The 20,887-nt window shown below is 73.2% G+C and carries 24 protein-coding genes; 17 read left to right on the top strand and 7 right to left on the bottom strand.

Translation table 11 applies throughout. The features are described 5' to 3' along the window. Positions 1 to 48: 48 nt before the first annotated feature. On the top strand, positions 49 to 816 hold the full coding sequence (gene budC / locus DEI99_RS16215; protein WP_111041596.1) for a meso-2,3-butanediol dehydrogenase: 768 nt from the start codon (positions 49 to 51) through the stop codon (positions 814 to 816). Positions 817 to 864: 48 nt separating this feature from the next. Here budC and DEI99_RS16210 read toward each other — a convergent pair whose 3' ends face one another. Next, positions 865 to 1,251: a VOC family protein gene (locus tag DEI99_RS16210; RefSeq protein ID WP_111041595.1), complete on the bottom strand. Its 387-nt coding sequence runs from the start codon at positions 1,249 to 1,251 to the stop codon at positions 865 to 867. Continuing rightward, positions 1,248 to 1,769, bottom strand: coding sequence for a DUF1697 domain-containing protein (locus DEI99_RS16205; RefSeq protein ID WP_071259506.1), 522 nt, complete (start codon positions 1,767 to 1,769; stop codon positions 1,248 to 1,250). Before DEI99_RS16205 ends, DEI99_RS16210 begins: the two co-directional genes overlap by 4 nt. A 91-nt stretch (positions 1,770 to 1,860) precedes the next feature. Between DEI99_RS16205 and DEI99_RS16200 the strand changes: the two genes are divergently transcribed. Continuing rightward, positions 1,861 to 2,433, top strand: a complete 573-nt coding sequence (locus DEI99_RS16200; RefSeq protein WP_146247102.1) for an ArsR/SmtB family transcription factor — start codon at positions 1,861 to 1,863, stop codon at positions 2,431 to 2,433. Continuing rightward, positions 2,430 to 3,674 carry an MFS transporter gene (locus DEI99_RS16195; protein ID WP_111041593.1) on the top strand — a complete coding sequence of 415 codons (1,245 nt, stop codon included), beginning with the start codon at positions 2,430 to 2,432 and terminating at the stop codon, positions 3,672 to 3,674. The genes DEI99_RS16200 and DEI99_RS16195 overlap by 4 nt, the downstream gene beginning before the upstream one ends. A 31-nt stretch (positions 3,675 to 3,705) precedes the next feature. On the opposite strand, the gene DEI99_RS16190 is transcribed toward DEI99_RS16195, so the two are convergent. After that, positions 3,706 to 3,969 carry a hypothetical protein gene (locus DEI99_RS16190; protein ID WP_071259515.1) on the bottom strand — a complete coding sequence of 88 codons (264 nt, stop codon included), beginning with the start codon at positions 3,967 to 3,969 and terminating at the stop codon, positions 3,706 to 3,708. Positions 3,970 to 4,102: 133 nt separating this feature from the next. On the opposite strand from DEI99_RS16190, the gene DEI99_RS16185 reads away from it, so the two are divergent. Further along, positions 4,103 to 4,555, top strand: coding sequence for a hypothetical protein (locus tag DEI99_RS16185; RefSeq protein WP_111041592.1), 453 nt, complete (start codon positions 4,103 to 4,105; stop codon positions 4,553 to 4,555). Between the two features lie 209 nt (positions 4,556 to 4,764). Here DEI99_RS16185 and DEI99_RS16180 read toward each other — a convergent pair whose 3' ends face one another. Then, positions 4,765 to 6,237 carry an NCS2 family permease gene (locus DEI99_RS16180; protein ID WP_111041591.1) on the bottom strand — a complete coding sequence of 491 codons (1,473 nt, stop codon included), beginning with the start codon at positions 6,235 to 6,237 and terminating at the stop codon, positions 4,765 to 4,767. Between the two features lie 147 nt (positions 6,238 to 6,384). Here DEI99_RS16180 and folE point away from each other — a divergent pair, with 147 nt between their 5' ends. The 5 genes from folE (at position 6,385) to DEI99_RS16155 (ending at position 10,067) form a co-directional block, all read left to right on the top strand. Beyond that, positions 6,385 to 7,002, top strand: a complete 618-nt coding sequence (gene folE, locus DEI99_RS16175; protein ID WP_258369360.1) for a GTP cyclohydrolase I — start codon at positions 6,385 to 6,387, stop codon at positions 7,000 to 7,002. After that, positions 6,999 to 7,901: a dihydropteroate synthase gene (gene folP, locus DEI99_RS16170; protein ID WP_220037139.1), complete on the top strand. Its 903-nt coding sequence runs from the start codon at positions 6,999 to 7,001 to the stop codon at positions 7,899 to 7,901. The genes folE and folP overlap by 4 nt, the downstream gene beginning before the upstream one ends. Then, positions 7,898 to 8,635, top strand: coding sequence for a pyrimidine reductase family protein (locus DEI99_RS16165; RefSeq protein ID WP_258369359.1), 738 nt, complete (start codon positions 7,898 to 7,900; stop codon positions 8,633 to 8,635). The genes folP and DEI99_RS16165 overlap by 4 nt, the downstream gene beginning before the upstream one ends. Positions 8,636 to 8,754: 119 nt before the next feature. Continuing rightward, positions 8,755 to 9,408 (top strand): HAD-IA family hydrolase, encoded by a 654-nt coding sequence (locus DEI99_RS16160; RefSeq protein WP_111041590.1) that lies wholly within the window; start codon positions 8,755 to 8,757, stop codon positions 9,406 to 9,408. A 116-nt stretch (positions 9,409 to 9,524) separates the two neighbouring features. Beyond that, the gene (locus tag DEI99_RS16155) at positions 9,525 to 10,067 is read left to right on the top strand and encodes a type 1 glutamine amidotransferase domain-containing protein (RefSeq protein ID WP_111041589.1); all 543 of its coding nucleotides are present in this window, start codon (positions 9,525 to 9,527) and stop codon (positions 10,065 to 10,067) included. A 15-nt stretch (positions 10,068 to 10,082) separates the two neighbouring features. Here DEI99_RS16155 and DEI99_RS16150 read toward each other — a convergent pair whose 3' ends face one another. Next, on the bottom strand, positions 10,083 to 10,661 hold the full coding sequence (locus DEI99_RS16150) for a molybdenum cofactor biosysynthesis protein (protein ID WP_258369358.1): 579 nt from the start codon (positions 10,659 to 10,661) through the stop codon (positions 10,083 to 10,085). A 113-nt stretch (positions 10,662 to 10,774) separates the two neighbouring features. Here DEI99_RS16150 and DEI99_RS16145 point away from each other — a divergent pair, with 113 nt between their 5' ends. From DEI99_RS16145 to DEI99_RS16125, 5 genes are all read left to right on the top strand, one after another. Then, entirely contained in the window at positions 10,775 to 12,340 is a 1,566-nt protein-coding gene (locus tag DEI99_RS16145; protein WP_111041588.1) for a DNA-3-methyladenine glycosylase 2 family protein, read from the top strand. Then, positions 12,337 to 12,849: a methylated-DNA--[protein]-cysteine S-methyltransferase gene (locus tag DEI99_RS16140; RefSeq protein ID WP_111041587.1), complete on the top strand. Its 513-nt coding sequence runs from the start codon at positions 12,337 to 12,339 to the stop codon at positions 12,847 to 12,849. Before DEI99_RS16145 ends, DEI99_RS16140 begins: the two co-directional genes overlap by 4 nt. 241 nt (positions 12,850 to 13,090) lie before the next feature. Further along, entirely contained in the window at positions 13,091 to 13,912 is an 822-nt protein-coding gene (locus DEI99_RS16135; RefSeq protein WP_111041586.1) for an alpha/beta fold hydrolase, read from the top strand. An 18-nt stretch (positions 13,913 to 13,930) separates the two neighbouring features. Then, positions 13,931 to 14,803 carry a hypothetical protein gene (locus tag DEI99_RS16130; RefSeq protein WP_111041585.1) on the top strand — a complete coding sequence of 291 codons (873 nt, stop codon included), beginning with the start codon at positions 13,931 to 13,933 and terminating at the stop codon, positions 14,801 to 14,803. 410 nt (positions 14,804 to 15,213) lie between these two features. Then, the gene (locus DEI99_RS16125; RefSeq protein WP_111041584.1) at positions 15,214 to 16,689 is read left to right on the top strand and encodes an APC family permease; all 1,476 of its coding nucleotides are present in this window, start codon (positions 15,214 to 15,216) and stop codon (positions 16,687 to 16,689) included. 103 nt (positions 16,690 to 16,792) lie between these two features. On the opposite strand, the gene DEI99_RS16120 is transcribed toward DEI99_RS16125, so the two are convergent. Beyond that, positions 16,793 to 17,548 (bottom strand): LysE/ArgO family amino acid transporter, encoded by a 756-nt coding sequence (locus DEI99_RS16120; RefSeq protein WP_111041583.1) that lies wholly within the window; start codon positions 17,546 to 17,548, stop codon positions 16,793 to 16,795. Between the two features lie 69 nt (positions 17,549 to 17,617). Here DEI99_RS16120 and DEI99_RS16115 point away from each other — a divergent pair, with 69 nt between their 5' ends. Continuing rightward, positions 17,618 to 18,541, top strand: coding sequence for a LysR family transcriptional regulator ArgP (locus tag DEI99_RS16115; protein WP_111041582.1), 924 nt, complete (start codon positions 17,618 to 17,620; stop codon positions 18,539 to 18,541). 24 nt (positions 18,542 to 18,565) lie between these two features. Here the strand turns inward: DEI99_RS16115 and DEI99_RS16110 are convergent, their stop codons facing one another. Continuing rightward, a complete protein-coding gene (locus tag DEI99_RS16110) occupies positions 18,566 to 19,117 on the bottom strand; it encodes a TetR/AcrR family transcriptional regulator (protein ID WP_111041581.1) in 552 nt (183 codons plus the stop codon). A gap of 144 nt (positions 19,118 to 19,261) precedes the next feature. Here DEI99_RS16110 and DEI99_RS16105 point away from each other — a divergent pair, with 144 nt between their 5' ends. After that, a complete protein-coding gene (locus DEI99_RS16105; RefSeq protein WP_111041580.1) occupies positions 19,262 to 20,308 on the top strand; it encodes an aldo/keto reductase in 1,047 nt (348 codons plus the stop codon). A 69-nt stretch (positions 20,309 to 20,377) separates the two neighbouring features. Beyond that, positions 20,378 to 20,875: a hypothetical protein gene (locus DEI99_RS16100; RefSeq protein WP_111041579.1), complete on the top strand. Its 498-nt coding sequence runs from the start codon at positions 20,378 to 20,380 to the stop codon at positions 20,873 to 20,875. Positions 20,876 to 20,887: the final 12 nt, after the last annotated feature.

Below are 20,887 nucleotides of genomic sequence, written 5' to 3'. Positions count from 1 at the left end.
GCCGATGGCGTCTCCCGGGCACGGATCGTGCAACGAAGAGGAGACACCATGGGCAACAGGTTCGAGGGCAAGGTCGCGATCGTCACGGGCGCCGGCTCGGGCATCGGTGAGGCGACCGTCCGGGCGCTCGTCGATGAGGGCGCGTCGGTCGTCCTGACCGACAGTGTCGAGGAGAAGGTCCGTGCGGTCGGCGACTCGCTGCCGACCGACCGGGTCGTGGCACTGCACGCGGACGTCGCCAGCCCCGAGGACTGGGAGACCGTCGTCTCGGCGGCCATCGACCGGTTCGACCGGCTCGACGTCCTGGTGAACAACGCCGGGACCTTCAGCTCGGGCGACATCACCGAGATCAGCACCGACGAGTGGCGTCGGGTCATCGAGACGGACCTCTCCGGGGTGTTCTACGGCACCCGGGCAGCGCTGCCGTTCCTGCGTGAGACGAAGGGGTCGATCGTCAACACCTCGTCGGTGTCGGGCGAGGCCGCCGACTGGCGCATGAGCCCGTACAACGCGGCGAAGGGTGGCGTCTCGAACTTCACGAAGGCCGCGGCGCTCGACAACGGGAACTTCGGCGTCCGCGTGAACGCCGTGGCGCCGGGTCTCATCTGGACCGACCTCACGACGGAGCAGGCAGAGAACGAGTCCCTCAAGGCGAAGTTCGCGGAGCGCATCGCCCTCGGGCGCGGTGGTCGGTCCGAGGAGGTCGCCGCCGCGATCCTGTTCCTGGCGAGCGACGCCGCGTCGTTCGTCACGGGTGCCGTGCTGCCGGTCGACGGCGGCACCCTGGCGAGCAACGGCCAGCCGCCGCAGGCGTAGCAGCCCGACGGGGCGGGGCGCGGTCACGTCCCGCCCCGCCCGGTCGCGTCAGTCGGCGACGAGCTCGACCTTGAACCGTTCGCCGTCCTCGAGGAAGGCGGCGTGGTGGTCCGGCCCACCGGCGAAGGGGTGCCGGTCCTCGTAGAGCCGTGTCCAGCCGTTCGCCGGTGCGTCCTGCCAGAGGCGCTCGACGTCGGCCGCCGAGCCGGCGTGGAACGCCAGGTGGCTCAGCCCCGCGCGACGCCGGTCGTGCGCCCCGTCGAGCGGAGCGGCCTCGAGCACGACGTACAGGTCGCCGAGTCGCCAGCTCCGGCCGTCCTCCCAGCGCTGGAACGGTTCGTGGCCCAGCGCACCGAGCAGCCACCCCCACGCGCGCTCGGCCCGACCCAGGTCCGCCGTGCGCAGTTCGACGTGGTGCAGCGTTCCCCGCGTCACAGCAGCTTCCGGAGCGTGTTCGCGTTGCGGGTCGTGGTCGTGCGCTTGAAGCGGGCGGCGCCGGCCCGCTTCGCGAACACCGTGTCCGTGCTCGACCCCTTCGGGCAGGACCAGTAGACGACGCCCCGTCCACGCGCGACCTGCTCCACGGCGGTGTCGAGCACGAGGTCGGCGAGCAGGTCGTCGAGGGCGGCGTCGTCCGAGCCGAACAGCACGTAGTCGTGGCGGTCCGGTGCCGAGGCGAACGGGAACGCGTCGAGGACCGCTCGCAGGTCGTCGTGCCGGACGAGCACGATCCACGCGTCGTAGCCGAACCGGTCTCGCAGCGCCTGTTCGATCGTGCCGGAGAGCCGGGCGACGTCCTGCTCGTCGTCCGTGCTGAAGACCACGTTGCCCGAGGCCAGCACGGTCCGGACGTCCGCGTACCCGAGCCCACGGAACAGCGCACCGAGGTCGGCGCTCCGGATCGTGATGCCGTTGACGTTCACCCCGCGCAGCAACGCGATCCACTTCGCCATGCCGGAACCGTAGCGCGGTCGCCCGTCCGCGGGTGCGGCAACATCGACAAGAACCATTGCGCAACGATTCTTGTGCATCTAGGGTCGTGCCGTGACCGTTCGCAGACTCGACGATGCCGCCCACATGCGCGCACTCGCCCATCCCACCCGGCTCCGGATCGTCGGCCTGCTGCGCACCGGTGGCGCGCAGACCGCGGCGATGCTCGGCGACGTGATCGACGAGGCGCCCGGCACCATCAGCTACCACTGTCGGCGTCTCGCCGAGGCCGAGCTCATCGAACCGGCGCCGGACCTCGGGGCCGACCGCCGCGAGCGGTGGTGGCGTGCGACGGCCGACCGCACGTCGTGGGACCTGGCCGAGGCGTTCGGCGACCCGGAACGGCTGGTCGCCGCGACCGAGCTCGGCCACACCGTCGCCCAGGCCTACGCGACCGAGTACCAGCGCTTCATCGACCAGGCGCCGGTGCTCGGCCGCGAGTGGGTCGCAGCGTCGACCAGCTCGGACCAGGTGCTCCGGCTCACGCCGGACGAACTCGCCGGCCTCGGCGCGGAACTCGCCGCCGTCCTCGACCGGTGGACGGCCGTCAGCGACGCCCACACCGCGGACGACGGGGCCGAGCAGGTCATCGCCGTCACCCAGGCCTACCGGACGACGCGACGGTGACGCCGAAGGCGCGGCTGCGAGCCCTGCTCGCGGTCCACATCCTCTCGCGGACCGGGAACGTCGTCACGACCGTGGCGGTGCCGTTCGCCGTCCTCGCGCGGGGCGGCTCGGCGACGGACGTCGGCATCGCCGCCTTCGCCGCCACGGTGCCGATCGTCCTCGGCGGCCCGTTCGGCGGAGCGCTCGTCGAGCGGGTCGGCTTCGTCCGTTCGAGCGTGGTGTCCGACCTCGTCAGCGGCGTGACGCTGCTCGCGATGCCGGTGCTGGCGTGGACGGTGGGGCTGCCCTTCTGGGCGCTCCTGGCGCTCGTCTTCGTGAGCGGTCTGCTCGACCTGCCCGGGGAGTCCGCGCGCCGGGTCCTGCTGCCGGGACTGGCCAGCTCGTCCGGGGTACCGCTGGAGCGGGCGGTCGGGCACTTCGAGGCAGCGCAGCGACTCTCGGTGCTCATCGGTGCACCGCTCGGTGGTGTGCTCGTCGCGGCCGCCGGGCCGATGGCTGCGCTCGTCGGCACCGCGGCGGCGTTCGGCGCCGCCGCACTGCTCGCCGCGGTGCTGGTCCGGCCCGCCGACGCCCCGTCGCCAGCGGCCGCCGATGCCGGACCGGCCTCCGGGTACTGGCGGGACATCGCCGAGGGCTTCCGGTTCTGCGTCCGTGACCCGTTCTTCCGACTCGTGGTCGCCCTCGTGCTGGTCACGAACCTGCTCGACGCCGCCCGGTCGACGACGCTCCTGCCGCTCTACGCCGCGGACGTGCTGGGTGGGGCGCAGGCGCTCGGTTTCGCGACGGGGACCTTCGGCGGTGCGGCCTTCATCGGGTCCGTGGCGTTCGGGTACGTCGCCCACCGGGTCCCGCGTCGTGCCACGTTCGTGGTGTGCTTCGTGCTCGCCGGTGGTCCGTCGCTCCTGGTGCCGGCCCTCGGCCTCGGACTGCCGTGGATGCTCGGCGCCGCCGCGGTGTCCGGACTCGCGGCCGGGGCGCTCAACCCGATCCTCGGAGCGGTCGAGCTCGAGCGCATCCCGGAGCACATGCGTGCCCGGGTGTTCGGGCTCCTCGGCGCGGGGTCGTGGGCGGGCATCCCGCTCGGCGGCCTGCTGGCCGGCTTCGCGGCGGAGGGTGTCGGCGTCCAGGCGACCTTCGGTGTGGTCCTCGTGCTCTACACGGTCGTGACGCTCGCGCCGCTGACCGGTGGTGCCTGGCGGCTCATGGAGCGCCCGGTGGCGACGGAGCGCGCACCGGCCTGACCCGTCGCGCCGGCGACGTCGGCCGGACCGTTCACGTCCACGTCCGCGCGACGCCCCAGCCGTCCCCCTCCGGCACGATGTCGACGACCAGGGCCTCGCCGTCCTCGGCGGTCGCCTGGAACCGCCAGCCGACCGTGCGCTCCGGTGCGTGCGTGATCGCGGTCGGCAGTTCGGCGCGCGTCACGGTGAGGCGCGTGGGGGTGTCGGACACCCGCCAGCGTCGTCCGGCCCAGACCAACCGGGCCGGTGCCCCCTCGGACCACCACACGGTGGCGGTCGTGTCGGTGATCATCATCGGCTTCTCCGTTCGAACGTGTGTTCGAATGCTAGGTCGCTCCTGTCGCCCACCGCAAGCGCCCACGACGTGCACGGCGGGTCGTGGACGATGCCGGTCGCGGGGCCAGGTGCGGTCGTGTAGACGAGGGTCCATGACGAACGACGCACAGGGTCCCGACGCGCAGCACCAGGTCCCGGAGGGGGTGTCCGAGGCCACGGTCGAGGCCCTCGGCAGCCTGTCCGCCGCGGTCGAGGTCATCGAGCACGCCCGTGGTCTGCTCTACGGCTTCCACCGCCTGACCGGCACGGCCGACCTCAACCTCGGCGAGGCGGTCGAGCAACTGCGGAAGGCCGGCCACACCGACCTCGCCGACCGGATCGACACGGAGCTGGTGGGCCGCAACGTCATCGCGGGGCGGTGGACGTTCCAGATCGTCGAGGACTACGACGACGGCTACTACGCCCTGGCCAAGGAGCTCGAGCGCACCGCGCGCGACGAGCTCGTGCAGGGCCGCCGCCACCTGTTCGAGGCGGGCATGAAGGAGGACCGGCGCACCCCGGACCAGCGCCACCACGAGGCGACGCCGGGCGACCTGCCGGACTGAGCCCGGGCCTCCAGGCCGCCCGAACGCGAAAGCGACAGTCCTCCGCGGATGGTTCGCGGAGAACTGTCGCTTGTGCGGACCACCCTCGGGCAGCCCCACAGGAACTGTCGCTCTTGCGTGAGCCAGCCGACCGGCCCGACCAGCGGGAACCAGCCGACCGGCCCGCCGAGCGGGCGTCAGCCGGCGCCGACCGCCCCGCGCCCCAGGCGTCAGCCGACGCCGAGCAGTGCCTCCAGCGGTCCGCGCGCGAAGTACAGCAGGAAGCCCGCGGCGACCACGTAGAGCAGCCACGAGACCTCGCGACCGCGGCCGGACAGCAGCTTGATGAGCACCCAGCTGATGAAGCCGGCGCCGATGCCGTTCGCGATCGAGTACGTCAGCGGCATGACGACGATCGTCAGGAACGCCGGCAGGGCCGACCCGAAGTCCGTCCACGAGATGTCGGCGACCTGCGCGACCATGAGCGCGCCGACGACGACGAGGCCGGCGGCGGCGACCTCGAGCGGGACGACCTGGGTGAGCGGCGTCAGGAACATCGACGCCAGGAACAGCAGACCGGTCACGACCGAGGCCATGCCCGTCCTGGCGCCCTCGCCGATGCCGGAGGCCGAGTCGATGAACACGGTGTTCGACGAGACCGAGGCGCCACCACCGGCGATGGCACCGACGCCCTCGACGACGAGCGCCGACTTCAGGCGCGGGAAGGTGCCGTCGGGCTTCGCGACGCCGGCGGCCTTGGCGAGGCCGGTCATGGTGCCCATCGCGTCGAAGAAGTTCGTGAACACGAGGGTGAAGACGAGCATCGACGCGGCCAACGGGCCGATGCGGCTGAACGCGCCGAACAGGTCGGCGTGCCCGACGAGCGACAGGTCGGGGAACGCGAAGAGCGCGCTCGGCAGGCCGGGGGCGTTGAGGTTCCAGCCGGTCTTCGAGTCGACCGACGTCGGCACCTGGAAGACCGCCTGCAGGATGATCGCGATGACCGTCGTCGCGACGATGCCGATGAGCAGCGCACCCTTGACCCGGCGGGCCATGAGCGTGCCGATGATGATGAGCCCGATCAGGAACACGATGGTCGGCAGGGCGCCGACGGAGCCGTCCTCGCCGAGCTGCAGCGGCGGCGACGACAGGCCGGAGGAGCGCACGAAGCCGGAGTCGACGAGCCCGATGAAGGCGATGAACAGACCGATGCCGACCGTGATCGCGGCCTTGAGCTGCGCGGGCACGGCGGTGAAGATCATCGTCCGGATCCCCGTCAGGGCGAGGACCACGATGATGACGCCGTTGATGACGACGAGGCCCATCGCCTCGGCCCACGTGACCTGCTGCACGACGCTGACGGCCAGGAACGAGTTGATCCCGAGGCCCGCGGCGATGCCGAACGGCAGGTTCGCGATGACGCCCATCGCGATGGTCATCAGCCCGGCGACGAGACCGGTCGCCGCGGCGACCTCTGCGTTCTCGAGCCAGCCGCCGCTGACGTCCTTCGCGGCCTGGTCGGCGCTGAAGCCGCCGAGGATGAGCGGGTTGAGGATGACGATGTACGCCATGGTCACGAACGACACGAGACCGCCGCGGACCTCGCGCGGGATCGAGGACCCGCGTTCGGTGATCGAGAAGAAGCGGTCGAGGCCGGTCGCGAAGCGGTTCCGGTGTGGGGTGTCGGTCTTCGTGGCGCTCACCGACTGAGTTTAAAGGACGCTGGGTTTCGCGCGTGTCACAGGATCCTCACAGGGCTCCCGGACGGGAGGCCCGGCTCACGTCCCCGGGGAACCTCACGTCGAGCGGCCGCTCGTGTCCACTGCGCGCGGCTGGTGTTGGATGAGCGGGTGACGTCTCCCCTGGACCGCGCCCGCGTCGAGGCCGCGGTGCGCGAACTCCTGCTCGCCGTCGGCGAGGACCCCGACCGCCCCGAGCTGGTGCGCACGCCGTCGCGGGTCGCCGACTCGTACGCCGAGTTCTTCAGCGGCATCGGCACGGACGCGGTCGCGATCGCCCGCGACGGCACGGTGCACGCCGAGGACGGCGAACGCGGTCGGCTCGTCGTCGTCCGCGGCATCCGGTTCCGCTCCGTCTGCGAGCACCACCTGCTGCCGTTCCTCGGCGTCGCGCACCTGGCGTACGCCCCGGGCGAGCGGCTCATCGGCCTCGGCACCCTGTCGCGCGTGCTCGACGCGGTGGCCTCCCGCCCGCAGCTGCAGGAACGGCTCGGCGAACAGGTCGCGGCGACCATCGCCGAGGGCCTCGGCGCCGCGGGCGTGCTCGTGGTCCTCGACGCACAGCACCAGTGCGTCACGAGCCGCGGGGAGCGCCAGAACAGCTCGACGACCGTGACGGTCGCGGCGAACGGCACGCTGGCCGGCGCCGCGGAACGGGCCGAGGCGATCGCGCTCATCGGTGCCGGGTCGGCCACGCCGCCGACCGCCGAGCCGGGGGCGGACGCGTGACGAGCCTGCCCGGGTGGGTCGTCCCCGAACTGCGCGACCCGGTCCGCACGATCGGACGGCGGACCGTCGACTTCGACCACCGCATCGCCGTCATGGCGATCGTGAACCGGACGCCCGACTCGTTCCACGACCGCGGCGCCACGTTCGCGCTCGACCGCGCGGTCGCGGCGGCCGTGCGCGCGGCGGAGCAGGGCGCGGACTGGGTCGACATCGGCGGGGTGAAGTTCGCGCCTGGGCCCGAGCTCCCCGCGGCCGACGAGATCGACCGCGTCGTGCCCGTCGTGCGGCAGCTCGCCCAGGAGTCCGACGTCACGATCAGCGTCGACACCTTCCGACCCGAGGTCGCGGCCGCGGCGATCGCCGCCGGCGCGAGCGTCGTCAACGACACGACCGGACTCCACGACCCGCGGATGGCGGACGTGGTCGCCGACTCCGAGGCGACGATCGTCATCACCCACTCGACCGCCGAACCGCGCCGTGCGCTCGCCGCGCCGCCCCGGTACGCCGACGTCACCGCGTCCGTCGTCGGGTTCCTGCGCGAGCGGGTCGACCGGGCGCTCGCCGCGGGGATCCCGGAGTCGCGGATCGTCGTCGACCCCGGCCACGACCTCAACAAGAACACGGTGCACACGCTCGAACTGACCCGGCGGTTGCCCGAGGTCGTCGCACTCGGCTACCCCGTGCTCGCGGCGGTGTCGAACAAGGACTTCGTGGGGGAGTCGCTCGGCCGCCCCCGTGGCGAGCGCCTCGCCGGGTCGCTCGCCGTCGCCACCCTCAGCGCGGTGCTCGGCGCCCGGATCGTCCGGATGCACGACGTCGCCGAGAGCGTCGACGCGATGCGCATGGTCGAGGCGACGCTCGGCTGGCGGGCACCGGTGGAGTCGAGGCACAACACGTGAACCCGCTGCCCCCGTCCGTCGCCGACCTGTCGGACGACGACCTGCTCGCGCTCTACACCGACGGCGTCGGCGATCCCTGGCTCCGCGTCAACTTCGTCGCGACCCTCGACGGGTCGGCGACCGCGGCGGGCCGGACGGGTGCGCTCGGCGGTGCCGACGACCTGCGCGTGTTCGACCTGCTCCGCCGGGTGGCCGACGTCGTGCTCGTCGCCGCCGGCACCGTCCGTGACGAGGGCTACGGCCCGATGGTCCTGCACGACGCCGACGTCGCCTGGCGGCGGGCGCGCGGCCTGCCCGACCACCCCGTCTTCGCGATCGTGACGAACTCGGCGTCGCTCGACGCGTCCTCGCGGGTCTTCACCGAGGCACCGGTGCGGCCGGTCGTCCTGACGTCGGCGTCCGGGGCGGCGTCGTCGTCCGGTCGTGCTCTGGGCGAGGTCGCCGACGTGTTGGCGTGCGGGTCCTCGTCCGTCGACGTCGCGGCGGTGCTCGGCGAGCTGGCCGCCCGTGGGCTCGGGAGCATCCACTGCGAGGGCGGTCCGTCGTTCCTCGGGGCGCTCGTCGCCGCGGACGCGGTCGACGAGCTGACCCTGACGGTCGACCCGTCCCTCGAGGGCGGCGCCGGGCCCCGCATCGCGACCGGGTCCTCGCCCGAGCTGCGGCGGATGCGACCGGCACACGTGCTGCTCGGTGCGGGCGGGGTGCTGTTGACGCGGTGGGTCCGTTCACGCTGACGCACCGTTCGGGCACCGAGTGAGCAGGAGACGTCGCCTCGGCCCGCTCGACCCGACATCATCTGCTCACTCGACACCGCCCCGGCCCCGTCGGACACGCGGGCGCTAGGGTCGGGCGTGTGATCGACATCGTGGCGTCCGGGGTCCTCTTCGACATGGACGGGACCCTGGTGGACTCGACCGCGGTGGTCGAGGCGACCTGGACCCGCTTCGCCGAGGAGCACGGCATCGACCCCGCCGAGATCCTCGCGTTCTCGCACGGCCGCCAGGCGATCAGCACGATCCAGCGCTTCCTGCCCGACCTGGACACCGACGAGCAGCTGCGCATCGCCGCGCGCCTGGTCGACGAGGAGAGCGCCAGCACCGAGGGCATCGCCGAGATCCCCGGCGCCGCGGCGTTCGTCGAGCGGCTCCTCGCGGCCGGTGTGCCCGTGGCGCTCGTGACGAGTGCGCCCCGCGACCTCGCCGTCGGGCGGATGGCCGCCGCCGGGCTGACGATGCCGACGGCGTTCGTGCCGTCGGAGGACGTCGAGCACGGCAAGCCGCACCCCGACGGCTACCTGCGCGGCGCCGCCCTGCTCGGCGTCGACGCGGCCGACTGCGTCGCCTTCGAGGACGCGCCGGCCGGGCTCGAGTCCGCGATCGCCTCCGGTGCGACGACCGTCGTGGTGGGTGGGCACGAGTCGGACGTCACGGCCGGGCTGCACCGCGTGCCGGGGTACGACGGCATCACCGTGACGGCCGACGGGGCCGCTTTCCGCATACGAGGCTGAACGTCGGCTCCGTCCTGCGGACGTGCCCAGCCGTCGGCGACGACCCTGGACGAGCGGCCGGGGACACCGGCCCGTGGAAGTGCGGCCGGAACCACCGGGCCGCGGAAGGAGCGACCATGGCAGCCCTCGACGGCAAGAAGATCCTCGTCATCGCGACGAACTACGGCGTGGAGCAGGACGAGATCGTCGTCCCCACCGACCAGCTGCGCGAGCGCGGCGCGACCGTGACGGTCGCGGCGCAGGAGTCCGGCTCGATCGCGACCCTCGTCGGCGACAAGGACCCGGGCAAGTCGGTCGACGTCGACACCACCATCGACGGTGTCACGGCGGCGGACTACGACGCTCTCGTCGTCCCCGGCGGCACCATCAACGCGGACACCCTGCGCACCGACGGCCAGGCCGTCGCGCTCGTCAAGGCGTTCGTCGAGGCGGGCAAGCCCGTCGCCGCGATCTGCCACGGTCCGTGGACCCTCATCGAGGCCGGTGTCCTCACCGGCAGGACGATCACCTCGTACCCGTCGCTGCAGACCGACGTCCGCAACGCCGGCGCGGAGTGGGTGGACCAGGAGGTCCAGGTCGCCGACGGCTTCGTGACCTCGCGGAACCCCGACGACCTGCCCGCCTTCGTCGACGGCATCGAGCGCGTCCTCACCGCGTAGGACCGCACCCGCCGGTCAGCGCAGCGCGACGGGGCGGGCCGTGCGGAGCACCGCGGGTCCGAGGGTGAGCACACCGTCGGACTCGGGGTCGCACCGCACGCCGCCCCGTCCGCGCATCGCCCGGAAGGCCCCCGGCGCCACCTCGTGGTCCATCCAGGCGCAGGGGTTCGCCGGCCGGTGACCCCGGAACAGCACCGGGACCGACCCCTCGGCCGCGCTCGTCAGCGAGAAGGGCTCACCGCGGAGCGCCTCGACGTCGGCCCCGCGCAGGAACACGTTGCGTCGGGTCGCGACCGGGTCCACCGGTACCCCGAGCTCGACGCCGACGGCCTCGAGCGGCTCCAGGCCGATCACCGTCACGGACGCGTGCACGTGCGCCCGCGAGGCGAAGTACCGGTCACCGACGATCCCGAGGCCCGCGCGCAGCTCGACACGGTCGCGGCGCTCGTCCGGATCGGTCGGCAGCACCGGTTCGGCCCCGTCCGACGGCCGCCCCAGGTACCGGTGCCGCCGCGACACCAGGAGCAGCGCGACCTCGACCTCGGTGGCGTACGGCAGGTCGCCGGGACCGGCCACGTCGTCTCCGGAGTGCACCCGCCCAACGCTAGTCGGGCCTCCCGGTCGACCGCCCCGCACCGGACGTGACCCGCACTGCCCCGTCCGATTCCCGCCAGTGCCGCGTCGGTGGTGCGTGCCACGCTGGTCCGGTGTCCACCCCCGTCACCGACCCGCTGCACGCCGAACGGCACCGCGTCGTCGCCTCGCGCGACGCCCGGTTCGACGGCCAGTTCGTCACGGCCGTGCACTCGACCGGCATCTACTGCCGGCCGTCCTGCCCCGCCAGGACCCCGAGCGAAGCGGGCGTCACCTTCTACCGCACCAGCGCCGCGGCACACCTCGCCGGCTTCCGTGCGTGCAAGCGGTGCCTGCCCGAGGCCACGCCGGGCAGCCCCGAGTGGGACCTGCGCGAGGACGTCGCCGGACGCGCCATGCGCCTCGTGCTCGACGGGGTCGTCGAACGGGACGGCGTACCGGGCCTCGCCGCCCGCCTCGGCTACTCCGAGCGACAGCTCAACCGGATCATGACCGCCGAGCTCGGCGCCGGCCCGAAGGCGCTCAGCCGAGCGCACCGCGCGCAGACCGCGCGCACGCTGCTCACCTCGTCCGACCTGCCCGTCGCCGACGTCGCCTTCGCCGCGGGGTTCCGGAGCGTCCGGCAGTTCAACGACACCGTCCGCGAGGTCTTCGCCGTCACCCCGACCGAGCTCCGCGCCCGGCGCACGACGCGCGCGACGCCCGACGGGGACCTGCACGTGCACCTGCCGGCCCGCGAGCCGTTCGACGCGCAGGGGCTGCTCGACTGGCACGCGTTGCACGCGCTGCCGGGAATGGAACAGGTGGGGGTCGACCCGGCGGGCCGGGTCACCTCCTACGGGCGCGTGCTCACCCTGCCAGGAGGCCCGGCCCGCTTCACCGCGACGGCCGCGGTCCCCGGGGTGGCCGGGTCCACGGCGCCGGGTCGCGGAACCGGCATCGACCTGCGGGTCCGGGTCACCGACCTGTCGGACCTGCCCGCACTCGTCGCGCGGGTCCGCGCCGCCTTCGACCTCGACGCCGACCCGGCCGCCGTCGACGCCGTCCTCGGGTCGGTCCCCGAGCTCGCCGGGGCCGTGGCCCGGGTACCGGGCATCCGGCTGCCCGGGGTGGTCGACGCGCACGAGCTGGTGTTCCGCACCCTCATCGGACAACAGGTCTCCGTCGCGGCGGCCCGCACGGCGCAGGGACGGCTCGTCGCGGCGCTCGGCAGCCCCGTCGACCCGGCCGTCGCACCCGACGCGGTGCTGTTCCCGTCGGCGGCCGTGATCGCGGAACGGGGCGCCGAGGTCCTGCGCGGTCCGGCGGCGCGGGTGGACACGATCCTGCGCGTGGCCGCGGCGCTCGCCGACGGGTCGCTCGTCGTCGACGCGGCGCAGTCGGTCGACGAGCTCCGCGCCGGGCTCCTCGCCGTGAAGGGCATCGGCCCGTGGACCGCCGACTCGGTGGCGCTGCGGGTGCGGCACCATCCGGACATCCTCCTCCACAGCGACCTCGCGGTGCGGAACGGTGCACAGGTCCTCGGCCTGCCCGGATCGGCACGCGAGCTCTCCCTATGGTCGGAGCAGGTGGCGCCCTGGCGGAGCTACCTGACGATGCACTGCTGGCGACCGGTCATCGACCGCGCGATGACCACGGCAGCCGTGCGCCCCACCGACTCCCGGAAGGACGAACGATGACCAACGCGACCATCCAGACCCTGGACACCCCCGACGGACCCTTCACCGTGCTCGAGGACACCGAGGGGCGCGTGCTCGCCTCGGGGTGGACCGACTCGGTCGACCGCATCCTCGGCCGGATCGCCGACCGGCACCGGCCCCAGCACGTCACCGTGGGCCGGGTCGCCTCGGCCGGGGCGGTCGACGCCTTCTACGACGGCGACGTCGAGCACGCGATGCAGGTGCCGGTGCGGCAGTTCGGCACCGAGCTCTTCGCCGAGGGCTGGCGCCAGCTGCGGCGCATCCCGGCCGGCACGACCCTGACCTACACCGGCTTCGCGGCGGCGATGGGCCGACCGGACGCCGTCCGCGCCGCCGCGAGCGTGTGTGCACGGAACGCCCCGGCCCTGTTCGTGCCGTGCCACCGGGTCCTGCGCTCGGACGGCACCCTCGGCGGCTTCGCGTGGGGACTCGACGTCAAGCGCTCCCTGCTCGAGCGGGAATCGGTCGGCAGCTCGGCGCTCGTCTGAGCTGACGGACTGACGGACTGACGGACTGACGGACTGACGGACTGACGGACTGACGGACTGACGGGCTGACGGGCCGACGGGCCACCGCTCGGGGTCGCGACGGCAGACCGACCGTTCCGCCCTTCCCCCTGGTTGCGGGTGTCGACGTGGGAGCGCTCCGCTGTCACGATGAACGGACCGACCCGCACGGTCCGACCCGAGGACCCGACGCAGCGCCGTCGCCCCACCTCGCAAGGACACCATGGACCAGCACGTCGACCGCACCGTCGTCTCCGCCGACGGGACCGTCATCGCCGTCTCCGAGTCGGGGACGGGGCCGGCGCTCGTCGTGCTCGCCGGCGCCTTCGACCACCGGGACAGCCACTACCTCGGCCGCGTCACGGCCGCCCTGCGCGACCGTCACCGCGTCGTCACCTACGACCGCCGCGGCCGCGGGGCGAGCGGGGACACCCGGCCGTGGTCGGTCGACCGCGAGGTCCAGGACCTCGCCGCCGTCGTGGCGAGCGTCGACGGCCCGGTGTCCGCACTGGGCATCTGCGTCGGGGCCGGTGTGGTGCTGCGCGGCCTCGCCGCCGGTGTGCCGATCGACGCGGCCGTGCTGTACGAACCGCCGTACCGGGCGAGCGTCGACCCGCACGCCGACGACGTGGTGTTCGCCGACCTGCTCGACGAGCACGTCGCCGCCGGTCGCCGCGCCCAGGCGGTGCGCGCCTTCCTCGCGCAGGTCCTCGGGGTGCCGATGGGGCAGATCTCGGCGCTGCGCCTGCGGAGCGGGCTCTGGCGGTCGCTCGTGGCCGACGCGCACGTGCTCGGCCGCGACGTTCGGGTCATGAACGGTCTGGCGATCCCCGAGCGCGTGGCCTCGGCCGTCGGCGTGCCGGTGCTCGTCGCCGCGGGGTCGGACAGCCTCGACTGGATGCGTCGGGCCGCCCGCGCCGTCGTCGGGGCCGTGCCCGGTTCCGAGTACGCCGAGGTCGCCGGGCAGGGCCACGTCCCCGACCCCGCGGCCATCGGTCAGGTCCTCGACGCGTTCGTCGCCCGGGTCGGCTCGCCGAGCAGCTGACTGCGAGAGGATGGAGGGGTGAACGCACCCCGCCTCGGTCTCCTGCTCGACGTCGACGGACCCATCGCGAGCCCGGTCTCGCGCACCATCGCGATCCCGAGCATCGTCGACGACATCGTCGCCCTGGCCGCCGAGGGCGTCCCCGTCGTCTTCAACACGGGGCGGAGCGACGCGTTCATCCGGAGCGAGGTCGTCGGGCCGCTGCTCGCCGGTGGCCTCGCCGAGGGCGGCCGCGTGCACGCCGTCTGCGAGAAGGGCGCCGTGTGGTGCTCGATCGGTCCGCAGTACGACGGCGGCATGGGCGAGCTGACCGTCGCCGAGGACCTCGCGCTCCCGCGGGACTTCGCCGACGAGATGCGCGACCTCGTGCGCGCCGAGTACGCCGACCTGGTGTTCTTCGACGAGACGAAGCACGCGATGGTCTCGATCGAGCAGCGCGTCGAGGTGCCGAACGCCACCTACCTCGCCCGCCAGGCCGAGTTCGACGCGAAGGCGATGGCCGCGCTCGAGCGTCGTGGCCTCGGCGTGCGCCGCCTCGACGACGTCCGCCCCGATGCCGACGGTGCGGTGCAGTGGCGCGTCGACCCGACCATCATCTCCACCGACGTCGAGTCGGACCGCAGCGGCAAGGACCTCGGCGCGGAGCGGTCGCTCGACCTCCTGGCGCAGGACGGCGACCTGCCGACGGCCTGGCGCACGATGGGGGACTCGCGCAGCGACTACGCCATGGCGGACTGGCTGCACGCGAACGGCCACGAGGTCGCGCACGTCGACGTCCGTCCCGCCGACGGGGTGCCGGCCACGCCGTACCCGGTGCTCACCGCGCCGGACGGTGTCATCCACGACGAGGCGGGCGCCCGCTTCCTGGCGGACTGGCGCGCGGCCCGCTGACGCGGCCCGCTGACGCGGCCCGCTGACGCGGCCCGCTGACGCGGCCCGCTGACGCGCCCCGCTGACGCGGCCCGCTGACGCGCCCCGCTGACGCGGCCCGCTGACGCGCCCCGCTGACCCGGCCCGCTCGCCCGGCCCCGCTGACCGGACCCGCTCGCCGATCCGCTGACCTGACTCGCTGACCCGATCCGCTGACCTGACTCGCTGACCCGACTCGCTGACCCGACTCGCTGACCCGACCCGCTGCCGGGCCGGCGCCCGGACGTGGGTCCGGCACCGCGCCTCCCGGCCGTCCTGTCGTCGGCACCGGGTCCCGGAGGCCGACCGTCCGGGCGGACGCTTTGCGTGACGCGGTGGTACACCAGTACCCTTCCGAGGTCCGCCGCCCAGCCGATGACGGGAACCACCCCATGGCACCGAAGCTCCGCATCAAGTCGATCGAGGCCAGTCTGGCCGACTCCGAGGAGCAGGGCAGGTCCCTGAAACGCTCCCTCCGGACGTTCGACATCGCCGCGATGGGCATCGCGGTCGCCGTCGGCGCCGGCATCTTCTCGGTCGGCGCGAACGCCGCCGCGAACTTCGCAGGGCCCGGCGTCATCATCTCGTTCCTGCTCGCCGCCGTCACCTGCGGCCTGGCGATCATGTGCTACGCCGAGTTCGCCTCGACGATCCCGGTCGCCGGCTCCGCGTACACGTTCACGTACGCGACGATGGGCGAGCTGCTCGCCTGGATCGTCGGGTGGGACCTCATCCTCGAGACCCTGACCGCGAGCGCCGTGATCGCGAAGTACTGGGGCATCTACCTGAGCACCGCGTTCGGGGTGTTCGGCATCGAGATCCCGGACACGATCCAGCTCGGCCCGATCGGGTTCACCTGGGGTCCGGTCCTGATCGTCGGCGTCTTCACGGTGCTGCTGGCCTTCGGGACGCGCCTGTCCTCCCGCGTGTCGGCGGTCATCACCGTGATCAAGGTCGCCATCGTCGTCTTCGTGATCGTCGCCGGTGCGTTCTTCGTCAAGGCCGCGAACTTCACCCCCTTCATCCCGCCGGCCGAGCCCACCAAGGGCGCCGAGGGCGGCGTGCTGACGCAGTCCCTCGTGTCGTTCGTGACCGGGTCCGCGCCCGCGCAGTACGGCGTGTTCGGCCTGCTCGCCGCCGCGTCCCTCGTGTTCTTCGCCTTCATCGGCTTCGACGTCGTCGCGACGAGCGCCGAGGAGACCGAGAACCCGCAGAAGACCCTGCCCCGCGGCATCTTCATCGGCCTCGGCATCGTCACGCTGCTCTACGTCGGCGTCAGCATCGTCATCACCGGCATGGTCTCCTACCAGCGCCTCGCCGACGAGGAGGCACCCTCCCTCGCCTCCGCCTTCGACATCGTGGGCCTGCCGTGGGCCGCCGGCATCATCGCCATCGGCTCGCTCATCGGTCTCACCACCGTCGTGATGGTGCTGCTGCTCGGGCTGTCCCGCATCGTGTTCTCGATGAGCCGCGACGGTCTGCTGCCCCGCTGGTTCTCCAAGACGAACCCGAAGACCCAGACGCCCGTCCGCGTGCAGGTCGTCGCCGGTGTCGTCGTCGCGTTCATCGCCGGGTTCACCGCCGTCGAGCGCCTCGAGGGCATGATCAACATCGGCACGCTGTCCGCGTTCGTCCTCGTGTCGATCGGCATCGTCGTGCTGCGCAAGACCCGTCCGGACGCGCCCCGTGCCTTCCGGGTGCCGTGGGTGCCGGTGCTGCCGATCCTCTCGGCGGTGCTGTGCTTCTGGCTCATGCTCAACCTCGAGGTCGAGACCTGGCTGCGCTTCATCGCGTGGCTGGCGATCGGGTTCGCGGTCTACTTCGGGTACAGCCGCCGCCACAGCCGCGTGGGCAAGGGCCTGCAGTAGGGCCGGGCGTCACGCCGAGTCCTCCTCCGGAACCGGGTTCCGGACACAGCACCGTGGTCCGCCACGGTGCTGTGTCCGTTCCGGGGCGCCGTCCGGTCGGCCGCTAGGCACCGAGCAGCAGCAGCACCCCGAACGTCAGCATCACGAGGGCGACGAGCGCGTCGAAGACCCGCCAGGTCCCGGGCCGCGCGAACAGCGGCCGGAGCAGTCGCCCGCCGAACCCGAGGGCGCCGAACCAGAGGCAGCTCGCGGTGACCGCCCCGGCCGTCCACGACCAGCGGTCCGCCGGTCCCTGCTGGTTCGCGACCGACCCGAGGAACACCAGGGTGTCGAGGTACACGTGCGGGTTCGCCCACGTGAAGACGAGCATCGTCAGCACCGCCGCGCGCACGGTCACCTCGCGGTCGTTCGCGCTGACGGTCGCACCGCGCCCACGTGCGGGCACCGCGCCCGGGTGGGTCGGGGCGCGACGCCCGTCGGCGGGCGCGATCCCGGCGCCCGGTGCCGCGGGGGCTCGCACCGTCGGCCCGAGGGTGGCCGCCGGGACGGGGTCCACACGCATCGCGGCGTCCGCAGGGCGCAGCGCCCGCCGGGCCGCCAGGACGCCGTAGGTCAGCAGGAACGCGGCGCCCAGCAGCCGGATCACCACCACGGCGGCCGGCAACCGTTCGACCACGGCCCCGACCCCGAGGACCCCGGCGACGATGAGGACGGCGTCGGAGACCGCGCAGACCACGACCGCGGCGGTCACCACCCGCGCGCCGGCCCCCACCGCGAGCCGCAGCAGGTACGTGTTCTGCGCGCCGATCGCAACGATGAGGGCGAGACCGGTACCGAGACCGGAGAGCAGAGCGAGCACGATCCGACGATAGAGAAGGACCGAGGATCAGCACAGCTCACGTTCCTGATGTGCCGTAAGCTCACCTGCATGGTACGGCTGCAGCGCGACCACCTCGAGACACTCCTCGCCGCCGTGGACCACGGCACGCTCGACGCCGCCGCGCGGGCCCTCGCGATCACGCCCTCCGCCGTCTCGCAGCGGATCAAGGCGATGGAGCAGCAGCTCGGGCGCGTGCTCCTGCAACGCAGCACGCCGGTCGCGCCGACGGCCGACGGCGAGGTCGTGCTCCGGCACGCACGGCAGGCGCGGCTGCTCGACGACGAGACGGCCCGGGCGCTCGGGGTCGGCACGGGCGCGGACGCGCCGGACGTCCCCGCCATCCCGCTCGCCGTGAACGCCGACACCCTCGGCACGTGGTTCCTCGACGCGCTCGCCCTCGTGCGCGCGGACACCGAGGTCGTCTTCGACCTGCACCGCGAGGACCAGGACCGCACCGCCGAACTCCTGCGGGCGGGCACCGTGATGGCGGCGGTGACCGCCGAGGCCGATCCCGTGCAGGGCTGCTCGTCGGTGGCGCTCGGCGTCGACCGGTACCGCGCGGTGGCCTCGCCGGCCTTCGTGGCCCGGTACCTGCCGGACCTCGGGTCCGAGCACCACACGGCCGAACGGATGGACCGCGTGCCGCTCGTCGACTACGACCGCGCCGACGACCTGCAGCAGGGGTACCTGCGGCGGGTCCTCGGGCACGCCCCGCGGGGGCCGCGCCACTTCGTGCCGACCTCCGCGGACTTCGCTCGGGCGGTCACCCTCGGGTTCGGATGGGGGATGCTGCCCGAGGCGCAGTGCCTCGACGCCCTCGACCGGGGCGAACTGGTCGAGCTCACGCCGGGCCGACGGGCGGACGTAGCGCTCTGGTGGCAGCGGTGGAACCTGGCGTCGCCGCTCCTCGAACGCGTGACCGAGGCGGTCCGGACGGTCGCGGCGCAGCGGCTGCACCCCCTGCCCGGCTGAGATCCGGCACCGGTACCGGCGCCGTCAGGCCGGGGACGTCGCGCGCCAGCGCAGGCCGTCGACGAGCAGCCCGACGAGGAACTGGCTCTGCTCGACCGTCGGCGCACCGTGCGACAGGTCCGCCGCAGCCCGGAGCAGCTGCTCCGCGTCGAGGTCGGCGCGGACCGTCCCGGCTGCGGCGGCGTCGTCGAGGAGCCCGGTCAGTGCGCCACCGAGTCGGCCGATGAAGTACGGGTGCAGACCTTCGAACGCCGGGTCGCCGGACTGCAGGGCCGCTGCGAGCCCGCGCTTCGTCGCGACGAAGCCGGTGAAGCGCTGGAGCCAGCGCGCGAGCGCCTCGTCCGGTTCGTGCTCGGCCCGGAGTTCCTCGGCGGCGGTGGCGCAGTCCTCGACGGCCTGTCGGAACACGGCGACGACGAGGTCGGACCGCTGCGGGAAACGGCGGTAGAGCGTGCCGACGCCGACCCCGGCCCGGTCGGCGATGACCTTCGCGGGGGCGTCGACCCCCTGCTCGGCGAACACCGTGCGGGCGGCGTCGGTCAGGGCATCGGCGTTGCGCTGGGCATCGGCGCGCACGGGGTCCTCCGATCGGAGCGGACGGGAGCGGGACTGGGTCTTGCAAAAGCGGAACAACGTTCCGTATAGTTCCGGAAGAGCGTTCCACTTCGGTCCACGATACGGCACCGCCGCCCGGGACGCCACTGACAGGAGGCAACGCACATGCAGTACCGCACCCTCGGCCGCACCGGCATCCAGGTGAGCCCCTTCGCCCTCGGCGCCATGATGCTCGGCACCGACGGCACCTTCGGCAACAGCGACGAACAGGACTCCGTCCGGATCGTCCACCGCGCACTCGATGCGGGCATCAACCTCGTCGACACCGCGGACCGCTACTCGCAGGGTGGTTCCGAGGTCCTGGTCGGCAAGGCGATCAAGGGCCGTCGCGACGACGTCGTCCTCGCGACGAAGTTCAACGGTCCGATGGGCGACGACCCGAACCGGCGGGGGAACTCCCGCCGGTGGATCACCACCGCCGTCGAGGACTCGCTCCGCCGCCTGCAGACCGACCACATCGACCTGTACCAGGCGCACCGTCCCGACGACACGGTCGAACTCGAGGAGACGCTCTCCGCGCTCACCGACCTCGTCCGCAGCGGCAAGGTCCGCGCGATCGGCACGTCGGAGTTCCCGGCGTCGATGCAGGTCGAGGCGCAGTGGACCTCGGAGCGACGGGGTCTCGAGCGCTTCCGGACCGAGCAGCCGACCTACTCGATCCTCAACCGGGGCATCGAGCGCGAGGTCCTGCCGACCGCTCAGCGCTACGGCATGGGCACCCTGGTGTGGAGTCCGCTCGCCGGCGGCATGCTGACCGGCCGCTTCCGTCGCGGCCAGCAGAGCGACCTCGCCCGGGTCGGGATGTTCCGGCACAACCAGGACGGACGACGCATCGACGTCATCGAGCAGGTCGTGGCGCTGTCCGAGGAGACCGGCATCCGGATGACGCACCTGGCACTGGCCTTCGCGACCGCGCACCCCGGCGTGACGAGCGCCCTGATCGGCCCGCGGTCGATGGAGCAGCTCGACGACCTGCTGGCAGGCGCGGACGTCACCCTGTCCGACGATGTCCTCGACCGCATCGACGCCATCGTCCCGCCCGGCACCGACGTCACGCGGCTCGACCAGCAGTACGAGCCGCCGGCGCTGACCGTCCCGGGACTCCGCCGCCGTCCGCTGGTCGAGCGGCCGGCCGCCCTCCGTCCCGCCTGATCCCCGGTCGACCGCGCCCGGCGGACCACCTGAGCGTCCGGGCACGATCCGCCGCCTACCGTCCACGGCATGGACATGCGAGCGAAGACCGCCACGGCGCTGATCGGTGCCGCCACCGTTGCCCTCCTGCTCACCGCCTGTGACCCCGGCGGCGCGCAGAACATCAACCCGGTCGGCAAGGTCCCCGGTTCCGAGGAGAAGTCGCAGTCGGCCGAGTGCGAAGTGGCCTCGGGGGCGGTCGCGGACGCGATCGGCGCCGCCGTCGGTCCGCACGACACCACGGAGTTCGCCGACGTCCAGGAGGGCGACGGCGGCTGGTACCTCGGCGCGACGATCGTGCCCGAGGACAGCAACGACCCCAACGAGGACGAGGTCACCGTCTGGGCGACCACGAGCGACCCGACGTCCGACGACTTCGACGGTCCGCTCTACGCGGTGAACCAGGCCGCGAAGGACGCCACCGCCGACGAGTCGGAGTCGGCCTCGCCGGCCCCGAGCGACTTCAGCGCCGAGTCCGAGGCAGCGAAGCAGGTCGAGAGCTGCGTGGTCGAGGCGAGCGACCGCTGAGCCACGGTTCGC

The organism is Curtobacterium sp. MCLR17_036 (assembly GCF_003234445.2).
In the GTDB taxonomy this organism is placed as follows: domain Bacteria; phylum Actinomycetota; class Actinomycetes; order Actinomycetales; family Microbacteriaceae; genus Curtobacterium.
Note: the sequence above shows the minus strand (reverse complement) of the source record. Positions and strands in the feature narration are given on the sequence as shown.